Consider the following 10,074-nt stretch of genomic DNA (forward strand, 5'->3'; position numbering starts at 1 on the left):
TCTCCGCAGGAAGCCGTGGAAATGCTGATGCTTAGGGGGCGCTTTCACCTATCGCTGCTGCTGCCTCCAGGGTACAGCCTTGGGCATCCTCCACGTTCAGAACGTAAGTACCGGCAGGCAGGCCTTCAAAAAAACCATTGTCCTGTGGGGTGCCGGGGTCCAGTTGATAAGTAAAAGGAGGGGTGCCGCTTGTCAATACGAATTCCAACCACCCGTTATCTTCTCCGCAGGTGGTATTCTGAACCAGCACCTCCTGCAACTGCGGGCCGTCTTCCAGGTCCTCTACTTCCACTTCAAAGCTTTCAGTACAGCCCACCTCGTTTCGTACCGTCACGGTGTAAGTACCGGCAGGCAGGGCGCTAAAGGCCGGGTTTTCGCCAAACGGGCCGCCATTCAGGCTGAAGGTAAGCCCACTGAAAGGGCCCGACCCGATGCTGACCGTACCTCCGTCATTGGTACAGCTGACCGGAGTGGTGCTGGCAGACAACGCAGGCAGAGGGGTGGCTTCCGGTACGTCAACTGTTTCAGTGGCTTCACAACCGGCGGCATCCACCACTGTAACGGTGAGCAGGCCACTGGGAATATTTGGAAAAAATGCATCAGACTGGAAAGCCATTCCGTCAATGCTGTAGGTATAGGGCGGAGTGCCGTTGAGTGCCGTAACCGTCAGGTTGACGCCAGATGCCTCACAGGGATCCACATCAAGCCCGGAAACCAGGGGTGCAGTACTGCTATCTATTTCCACTTCCACTGCATCCGCACAGCCCTGTGCATCAAGGATGGTGGCAAGGTAAGTGCCAGCGGGCAGGTTTTCGAATGTGGGCTCATTTTGAAAATCCTCCCCATTGATGCTGAAGGTGTAAGGCATTAGCCCGCCTTCTGCCACAATGGTCAGGCTGCCGTTGTCGGCTCCACAGGCTGTTCCTTGCGGGAAGACCTCCTGAATGACCGGTGCCTCCCCTTCCGTTTCCACTTCTGCTTCCACTTCCAGCGTGCAGCCAAAGCTGTCTTCCACCAAAATCGTGTAGATGCCAGGCAGCAAATTACTGAACACATTGGAGGATTGAAAAGCCTGCCCTTCGAGACTGTACATCAGCCCACCATTGCCTCCGGAAACCTCCACGGTGATGCTGCCTACAGGGTCGGCGCAATCAGCCGGTACGGTTTGTACTTCCTCCAATCCAAGAGGTGCAGCCGCCAGAAACTCCAGTTCGCTGGCTGCCCCGTAAATGACAACGCCTGCGTTACAGACCGGCGTCAGTTGCCCGTTATCAAAATCGATAGCAAAAATAGTGCCCTGCCCACTGTCATTGCTGGCATAGGTCACCGTATTTTCGCAGTCTTCCACGAAAGTGACCACCCCGAAAATGGAGCCGCCTACGTTAAAATTGAGAATGGGCGAACTGTTCCCGGGATTGTCAAGGTCAATCTCAATCATCTGATTGGAAGTCCCGGCCATCACCAACTGCCCGTTCACGAAAGTGAGGTCCCCTGCCGATCCATAGTCAGATTGCCCAAGAAAAGTGGCGGTATCGGTTGCCGGATTGTAGGTGTAGACATTCCCATTTGAACCCACGGTATAGATCAGTCCATTTTGGTCAGCTACCAGACTGGTGTAGAAAGAGAAGCCCCCCTGTGGGATGATGGTCATCAGGATAGTGGTGCCGGTATTCGGATTGACCCGGAACAAGCGCCCATCCGTAGAGATGCCCCATAACTGCCCGTCTGGGGTATAGGTAATATCTGCAAAACTGACGGAAGGCGGAGAAATGGCAGACAGGAAGTTGACCTCACAGTCACTGATGCCTACCGAGTACAGATTCTGATTTTCAGCGATGATGGTAAAGTCCTGCGAACGGGCTATGATAGGTTGCAAGAGTACGCACAGCCCTATCAGGAAAGCACGGAACAGGTTTGGGGCCAAGTTGGAGTTCATAATTTGAAACATCAGTAGTTGATAGGATGATATAGGTATTGCACGGGCAGCCAAATCAGAAAATCAGACAACAGTATAACGCTGTAAACTCGCAGTTCAGAGCCCTGACCACTGATTTAACGCTTTTTTTATTGATTCGCTTAGTGTCCAGGGCACAGTGCAGCTTCTTTTGATCGCCTTTAAACCGATGGCCCAATTATTGCGTTCTTCATCTGTTTTGAGCAATTATTTTTGGTATTTTCGCCAACTGCCTCAGAAAACCTCACTAAACAAACTAACAAGCAGCGCATGTACTTCAACAGCAAGGGCAAAGCCGACAACACCTATGATGCTATTGTCGTAGGCTCAGGTATCAGCGGTGGCTGGGCCGCCAAGGAACTTTGCGAGAAAGGCCTGAAGACCATCGTTCTGGAACGTGGGCGTATGGTACGTCATGGCGACTATCCTACTGCCATGATGGAAATCTGGGAGTTGCCCAACCGCAACAAGCTGACACAGGAGGAACTCAAGGACTACCCCAAACAGCAGCGCACCGGTTATACCATGGCCCCTTCCACCAGGCACTGGTGGGTCAAGGACACGGAGCACCCCTATACAGAAGAGAAGCGTTTTGACTGGATACGTGGGTATCACGTAGGCGGCCGCTCCATCATGTGGGGCAGGCATTCTTACCGGCTGAGCGATCTGGATTTTGAGGCCAACGCCAAAGACGGCTATGGTGTAGACTGGCCCATCCGCTACAAAGACCTGGCCCCCTGGTACGACCACGTGGAGCGCTTTGCAGGTATTCAGGGCACTGCCGAGGGGCTGCCGCACCTGCCGGACGGGCAATTTCAGCCCGGTATCCCCCTAAACTGCATTGAGGAACACCTCAAAGACAGCATGAAAGCCAACTTCGGCAGAACTTTGACCATCGGCCGTACGGCCAACCTCACCCAAGCCATTCACGGGCGGGGTGCCTGTCAGTTCCGCAACCGTTGTATCCGGGGCTGTCCATACGGGGCCTACTTCAGCAGTAATGCCGCTACCCTGCCGGCTGCGGAAGCCACCGGCAATATGACGCTGCGCCCAAATTCAGTGGTGCACTCCATTATTTACGATCCGCAAACGAAGAAAGCCAAAGGCGTGCGGGTGCTCGATGCGGAAACCGGAGAGGCGATGGAGTTCTATGCGAAGATCGTCTTCCTTTGTGCTTCTGCCTTGGGGTCCACGTTCATCCTGATGAACTCCGCCGATGAGTACAATCCCGATGGGCTGGGCAATAGTTCCGGGCAGCTCGGCCATAACCTGATGGACCACCACTTCCGGGCCGGCGCGCAGGGCATACACGATGACTATGGCGACCGGTATGATGAAGGGCGGCGCCCAACCGGCTTTTACATCCCGCGATTCCGCAACCTCGACAAGCATTCCGAGCGCAAGGACTATATCCGCGGCTTCGGTTATCAGGGAGGAGGCAGCCGCCAAAACTGGGTACGGGGCATCAAGGAAATGGAAAAAGGGCTGGGCGCGGATTACAAAGCACAACTCATTACACCAGGCCCCTGGCAGGTAGGCATGGGCGCATTTGGAGAGTGCCTGCCTTATTATGAAAACCACGTCAGGCTGAACAAGGAAGTTACCGACAAGCATGGGCTGCCTACTCTTACTATCGACTGTGAGTTTAAGGAAAACGAGCGCATCATGCGGCAGGATATGATGGACTCGGCAGCTGAAATGCTGGAGGCTGCAGGTTTCCGAAATGTCGAAACCTTTGATGCCGGTTCCTATCCGGGGCTGGGCATTCATGAGATGGGCACCGCACGCATGGGGCGCAATCCCAAAACCTCCGTCCTTAACGGCACCAATCAGGTGTGGGACTGCCCGAATGTTTTTGTGACCGATGGGGCCTGTATGACTTCCGCTGGTTGCCAAAATCCATCGCTGACCTACATGGCACTTACGGCACGGGCTGCCGATCATGCGGTGCAGGAACTCAAAAAAATGAACCTCTGATCATGGACAGAAGAGAAGCCATAAAAAGAACTGCTTTGCTGACCGGTGCGGCCCTGTCCGCTTCCACCATAACCGCTGTGCTTAATGGCTGTCAGGCAGAAGCCTCTACGGCAACCGGGTGGGCACCGAAGTTTTTTGACGCCCAACAGGCCGCCGCCCTTTCGGAAATTGCCGAGACCATACTACCCGCAACCGATACTCCGGGCGCTAAAGATGTGGGCGTTCCAGCATTCATCGACCAGCTTGCCGCTACCTGCCTGCCGGAAGAAGAGCAAATGTCCCTGCGCGATAGCATAGAGCAGATTGAGGTCCAAGCCCAGTCGAAATACAACAAAACCTTCACTGCCCTTCAACCGGAGGAACAGCTTGCCCTGCTCAATATTATAGATGCAGAAGCCCGCAGTGTAAAGACAGTAACGGATGATATGGGTGAGACGGCCTGGTCCGGCTTCCTTAAGCTCAAGCAACTCGTACTGCTTGGCTATTTCACCTCCGAAAAGGTAGGTACGGAAGTGACCGCTTTTCTGCCAATACCCGGACAATATAAGCCATGCATTCCCTATGAGGAAGGGCATCCGGCGTGGACGTATTAGATAGGTAGATAGCCGGAGCGGCACTTCAAGCGGACCGCTCCGGTTAAGGTCACTTCTTCAGTAGCCCTGCAATGAACAGCACAACTACCGAGCCTGCAGTGGCAGTGACAATGGTGTTGATGGTACCGGAGCTTGTGCCAATACTGATATCCAGAATACCAAACAGCCAGCTACCAACATAAGCGCCGATTATACCCAGCACAATATTGACAAGCAGGCCAAATCCGGCACCTTTCATGATTTTCCCGGCCAGCCAGCCGGCAATGGCGCCTACGATAATCGTGTACAGTAATCCCATGGTCTTTCGTCGTTTTGGTTAATCAATTGAGTTGTCCTGCGATATAGGCTGTCGTCCAGGCAGCCTGAAAGTTATAGCCTCCCGTGATTCCGTCAATATCCAGGACTTCACCCGCAAAATAAAGATTTTTGCAGGCTTTGCTTTGCATGGTCTTAAAATCGATGCTTTGAAGGCTCACGCCACCGCAGGTGACAAACTCTTCCTTGAAGGTAGTTTTGCCCCTTACCTGGTACACATCATTGGTGAGGAGATGGGTGAGCTTATGCAAGCCTTTTTTGCCGATTTCGCCCCACTTTTTGTCTTCCGGCAGCTCGGCTTTGGCTAGCAGATAGCTCCACAGGCGTTTGGGCAAAGCGTAGGGGCGCTCATTGTTTAGGCCTTTTTTGGGGTGCACGGCCATGATACTGCGCAAGTCGTCCGACACCTGTTCGGCATTCTGCTCGTTCGCCCAGTTGACCTGCACCCTGAAAACATAGCCTAACTCGCTCAGCGCACGTGCTCCAAAGGCCGAGAGTTTAAGAATAGCCGGCCCACTCATCCCCCAGTGGGTGATCAGCAAGGGGCCATCCGATTTCAGCTTGGTGCCCTGAATGCTGGCCTGCACTTCCTCAACTACTACGCCCATCAGCTCGGTGACCGGTTCTTCGGGCATATTGAAGGTAAAGAGGGAGGGTACCGGATCTTCGATTTGGTGCCCCAGGGCTTCCAGCCACTCCAGACCCTGCCGTTTTGGAGAGCCGCCGGTCGCAACAATGACCTTATCGAAAAAGGCAGGCGGATGTACCTCCTTAAGAAAATGCAGCTTCAGCCCCTCTCCCACCGGTTGCAGCTTTGCCACGCCAACGCCTGTCTCAATTTGTACCCCGAGCTGCCGGGCCTCCTTCAGGAAGCAGTCGATGATGCTCTGGGAATCCTGGGAAACCGGGAATACACAATTATCGGGCTGCGTCATGAGGGCCACACCCCGGCTCTCAAACCAGTCCATGGTATGCACAGTATTGAAGGTCCGGAAGGCTTTCTTCAGCTGTTTGCTGCCCCGGGGGTAAGCCCTCGACAGCTCGGCTATGGAGGTACAGCCATTGGTTACATTGCAACGCCCGCCCCCCGAGATTTTCACCTTGGAGAGTAGCTTACGCGACTTTTCAAAAAGGACAACAGCGGCATGCGGATGATTGCGCTTGGCCTCAATGGCTGCGAAAAAACCGGCGGCACCGCCACCAATAACGGCTACTTTCATGGCATACATTTGTGAATGCGATCAGCGCGAAGGTAGGCAATTGCAAAGATAATGTTACTTTTGCCACCGCTCTACACTAAAGCCAACCGGATTGCGTTTTAACTTGTCTATTAAGCGGGCTGACTATGCAGCCGCTTCTTGTTAATTAATTGTTCCAATGCAGTACACTAAGTATTTTTTTATTCTCCTGACCGCCATACTACTACACAATTGCAACAGCACCGATAGTGGCAGGCTGCAGTCGGAGCTTCAGCGCATCTACTCTGGCATTTCCGATGGCAACCTCGAAAAGGTCAATGAAAAGCTGGTCGCTGAGAATGCCCTCACGGACTATCCGCTGGCGAACAACGGCTCCGCCCGGGCTATTTACGGACAGGTACGGGTGATTGAAAGTACGCCAATTGGCAGTAAAGCGGAGCTGGTGGTGTATCAGGTAGAAGTGCACGAAAAGAACCGCCGGATCATCAACCGCCTTAACTCTGAAGGGTATAAGGCAATGGAAAAAGCCGGTCAGATCCGCTCCGTTGACAAGGAATCGGGTGTGGTGGTCTATGTGGAACGCAAAGTTGCCATCCGCATGAAAGGCCAAGAACCGCAGTACATTATTGATCCCCGGCCTGAAGTCATTAGCCGCCACTTCGATACCAAGGAGCAGGAAGTGAAGCAGCTAATCGCCCAGTACAGCTAAAATCAGCTCTCGTCATCAAGGGCCTCGATATCGGGTTGCGCGAAGGTATCGGGCACAATGTGTTCCCGCGCAAAATTACACCATGGACAGTCGGTTTCGCCGCACCCGGTAAAGAAGTCGTGATTCTGAATGGCCGAATACACTTCCTGCACTAACTTGCGCACGGTTGCAATGTCCCGGGGCTGATAACTGATGCTTGCTTCCGGCATAGCGCCTGTTTTGTCGGGCTCCAGATAGGAAATAGTGCCGGAGGTTACCGTGCGGGTATTGCCGGGATAGTTTTCGTAAAGCAATTTATAAAAGACCAACTGCCGCCAGTAGCTCCCGCCGTTGGGGTTTTTCTCAGTCGGACGGCGGAGCTTGCTCTTTTGCTGGCTGCCCGTTTTGAAATCCACTACCCGTGCCTGATCTGCATTGAGCTGAATAAGCTGATCAATGCTGCCCGTGACCGGCACACCATCAACTTCCACATTTCGGGGCCGGTATTCCATCAGGACATTTGTGGGCCAACTGCTGCGGTGCGCCTCAAAGTACTGCTGCAGGTTGTACCGTCCGGCTTCCAGCCTGCGCTCAAATTCCCGGCGGGCAAAAAAGCCACGGCGACGTTCCATTTCCTGCTCAAAGCCCTCGGTTAGGACCTCTACCGGTGGGAATTCCTGTTCCCGGTGGGTACGCATGCGTTCGAAATAGCGTTCCAGCGCATAGTGCATGGCGGTGCCATAGTGAGCCGCTTCGCGCATCAGGACCGGAGCGCGGAGGACATTCTCATAGTAGAACCCTAAGGGGCATTTGAGGTAGCGGTTGAGGGCGGAAACACTGAGCTGAAACCCTTCCAGTAAAGCTTCTATGGTGTCCCGATCAGGGGCAGGTACTGCGGGTGCCCGCTGCTCCATCAACCGCAGAGCCTCGGCTTCCAGCAACCTGTCTTTAGGCAGTTCCCGCTCGGTTACGGCTACCGCTCCCTGCTCCAGCAACTCATCCACGAAGCGGGCACGCGGTGTCGCTTTCCCATCCATATCCTGAGTAGCGTAAGACAAATGCAGGCGTTCCTGCGCCCGGGTGATGGCCACATAGAAGAGCCGGCGACGGGCTTCAAGCGGGTCTTCTTCTCCGGAGTAAGTGAGCGTATCGGGCAGTTTGAACCGGAAATTACTGCCCCTTGAGCTGGGCTCCCAGGGTTTTTGGGTCACATCCAGCAAAAAGACCTGCCGGAATTCCAGCCCCTTGGCACTGTGGGCGGTCAGCAATTGTACCCCATCCTGCGCGTAGATAGATTCACTGGCTTCTACAGGCAGGCGGTTGGCATCCATACTGCGCAACAGGTCCAACAGCCCACCCACTGTCAAACGCGGATTGCGGGCTGCTTCTCTGCGTACGAAGTCCAGAAAGGACCGGAGTACCTGAAGGAGCCAGGCTTTATTCTGCTGGCCCATAGCATAAGCCAGCAGCCCGCTTCGGTTGAGGAGCTGTTCCACAAAAGCCGGCGCACTCAGGTTGGTGTATTGCCGGATCATATGGTGATGAAAATCGGTAAACCGCAGCAGCGCGGGCTGATCTTTCAACCCCAGCCCGGCCCAGTCTTCAGGATGGGCTAAAAAATCGCGCCAGGCCATGCGTTCGCTCCCGGCTTGACGGGCCTGCCGCTGGCTTACAGCAGAGAGATCGTCTGGGTGCAGCCCGATAAAAATAAAATGCATGATCTGGAACAACAGGTGTTCACCACTAGTGGGGCGGTGAAACTCGGCCGCAAAATACTCCAGCATCAGCCGGAGGTTACGGATGAGCGGTAGGTGGAGCACATTTACCCGGCGGCGGGTTTGGTAAGGGATGTGCTGCTTTTCCAGTAATTCCATCAGGCTTTCTACCTGCCGGTGCTTTGCGTAGATGATGGCCACTTCATTGAGGGGCACACCTGCTCCCTGTAACCGTTGTAGCTCGCCGGTCAGCCATACTTCTTCCTGCAGAGGATTGGGGAACACACTAACCTCAGGGGCAGCAGGCAGGTCCTTTACTCCCGGATGGCTGGCCTTTAGCACCTTTTCGACACCCAACTCCTGCAGCCGGTTGACGATTCGGATATCATTTTGCCCGATCACCTCCCGGGCCGCATCGAGTATGGGCTGCGTGGAGCGATAGTTGTCCTCCAATACGACCAGCCTTATCCCGTTGCGGTATGTTTCGTAGAGGTCTGTCAGGTTTTTCAGGCGGGCGCCCTGAAATTCGTAGATCGACTGATCGTCATCGCCCACGATAAACAGGTTGGGCATCTCCCAGTAGGCCACGAGCTTGCGGATGATCTCATTTTGCGCACCGTTGGTATCCTGGTATTCGTCTACCAAAATGTAAAGGAAACGCTCCTGATACGACCGCAGCAGATTGGGGAAACGCTCAAAGGCATCGAGCACCCAGAGGATCATATCATCGTAATCGTAGCGGTTGGCGCGCTGCATGGCTTTCTGATAGTCAGGGTATAATTGGGCAGCTGCCCGCAAGCGTTCCATGCGCTCCACTTCTTCCTCGATCTGACTGGTTTTGAGGTCCCCTTTTTGGTATTGCCCCTTTCGGCTGACTTTGTAGATGTATTCCTCCCGGTTGGGCAGGTCTTCCAGGTAAACATCGATAGCTTCATTCATCAGGGGTACCGTCCAACGCTCGGCTTTCATTTGCTGAAAGAGATTTTGCAACTGTGTTTCGTAGGCATAGGCATCGCTGCGGCCCCTGCGCAGGGGGTGTTCCGGCGGCAGGGTATCCAGCACTTTGCGGATCAGCTCCACCCGCTCCAAGTCGCTCAGGGGTTCCAGTTCCTGCCTCCCAAAGCGCTCAAGATTGTCCTGTATGATGCTGTTGCAAAAGGAGTGAAAGGTGTAGATGGGGATGCGGTGCGCCTCCGGCCCAATAAACCGCAGCAGGCGTTCGCGCATCGCATTCACCCCTGCATCAGTAAAAGTCAGACAAAGGATGTTATGCGCCTGCGTGTCGGTCTCCAGCAGGATACGGCCAATTCGGGAAGAAAGAATATGGGTTTTTCCGGTACCCGGCCCTGCGATCACCATCACCGGGCCTTCGATTTGATCCACCGCCTGCCGCTGCTGAGGATTTAGCCGATCCAGGACTTCCTGAAAGGCTTCGTTGTATGCTTGCCGCTGCTTTTGGGTACCTGCCATTTATCTTTCCTGTGGTTTGGAGAAAGGTAAGGCTTTTTGTGCATTCTCTGGGATGCAAAATGGATCAGTGTGTATAACAAATTGCACAGCTATGCCGCTGCGACAAGTTGCTGGATCGTACTCCACGCTCCACTTTTACGATAGCACCGCAAATCAGCGATGG

7 protein-coding genes are annotated in these 10,074 nt (G+C 54.2%); 3 read left to right on the forward strand and 4 right to left on the reverse strand.

From position 1 onward, the window contains the following. Nucleotides 1-31: 31 nt before the first annotated feature. Nucleotides 32-1,936 (reverse strand): hypothetical protein, encoded by a 1,905-nt coding sequence (locus MRY86_RS24940; protein ID WP_293562961.1) that lies wholly within the window; start codon nt 1,934-1,936, stop codon nt 32-34. Nucleotides 1,937-2,224: 288 nt separating this feature from the next. Between MRY86_RS24940 and MRY86_RS24945 the strand changes: the two genes are divergently transcribed. Continuing rightward, the gene (locus tag MRY86_RS24945; protein ID WP_293562960.1) at nt 2,225-3,931 is read left to right on the forward strand and encodes a GMC family oxidoreductase; all 1,707 of its coding nucleotides are present in this window, start codon (nt 2,225-2,227) and stop codon (nt 3,929-3,931) included. Between the two features lie 2 nt (nt 3,932-3,933). Beyond that, complete coding sequence (locus MRY86_RS24950) at nt 3,934-4,524, forward strand: gluconate 2-dehydrogenase subunit 3 family protein (RefSeq protein WP_293562959.1); 591 nt, start codon at nt 3,934-3,936, stop codon at nt 4,522-4,524. 49 nt (nt 4,525-4,573) lie between these two features. On the opposite strand, the gene MRY86_RS24955 is transcribed toward MRY86_RS24950, so the two are convergent. Both MRY86_RS24955 and MRY86_RS24960 read right to left on the reverse strand, forming a co-directional pair. After that, a complete protein-coding gene (locus MRY86_RS24955) occupies nt 4,574-4,822 on the reverse strand; it encodes a GlsB/YeaQ/YmgE family stress response membrane protein (protein ID WP_293562958.1) in 249 nt (82 codons plus the stop codon). Between the two features lie 22 nt (nt 4,823-4,844). Then, nucleotides 4,845-6,059 carry an NAD(P)/FAD-dependent oxidoreductase gene (locus MRY86_RS24960; protein WP_293562957.1) on the reverse strand — a complete coding sequence of 405 codons (1,215 nt, stop codon included), beginning with the start codon at nt 6,057-6,059 and terminating at the stop codon, nt 4,845-4,847. Between the two features lie 157 nt (nt 6,060-6,216). On the opposite strand from MRY86_RS24960, the gene MRY86_RS24965 reads away from it, so the two are divergent. Then, entirely contained in the window at nt 6,217-6,747 is a 531-nt protein-coding gene (locus tag MRY86_RS24965; RefSeq protein ID WP_293562956.1) for a hypothetical protein, read from the forward strand. Between the two features lie 2 nt (nt 6,748-6,749). On the opposite strand, the gene MRY86_RS24970 is transcribed toward MRY86_RS24965, so the two are convergent. Further along, entirely contained in the window at nt 6,750-9,911 is a 3,162-nt protein-coding gene (locus tag MRY86_RS24970; RefSeq protein ID WP_293562955.1) for an ATP-dependent DNA helicase, read from the reverse strand. Nucleotides 9,912-10,074: the final 163 nt, after the last annotated feature.

The organism is Phaeodactylibacter sp. (genome assembly GCF_022763345.1).
In the GTDB taxonomy this organism is placed as follows: Bacteria; Bacteroidota; Bacteroidia; order Chitinophagales; family Saprospiraceae; genus Phaeodactylibacter.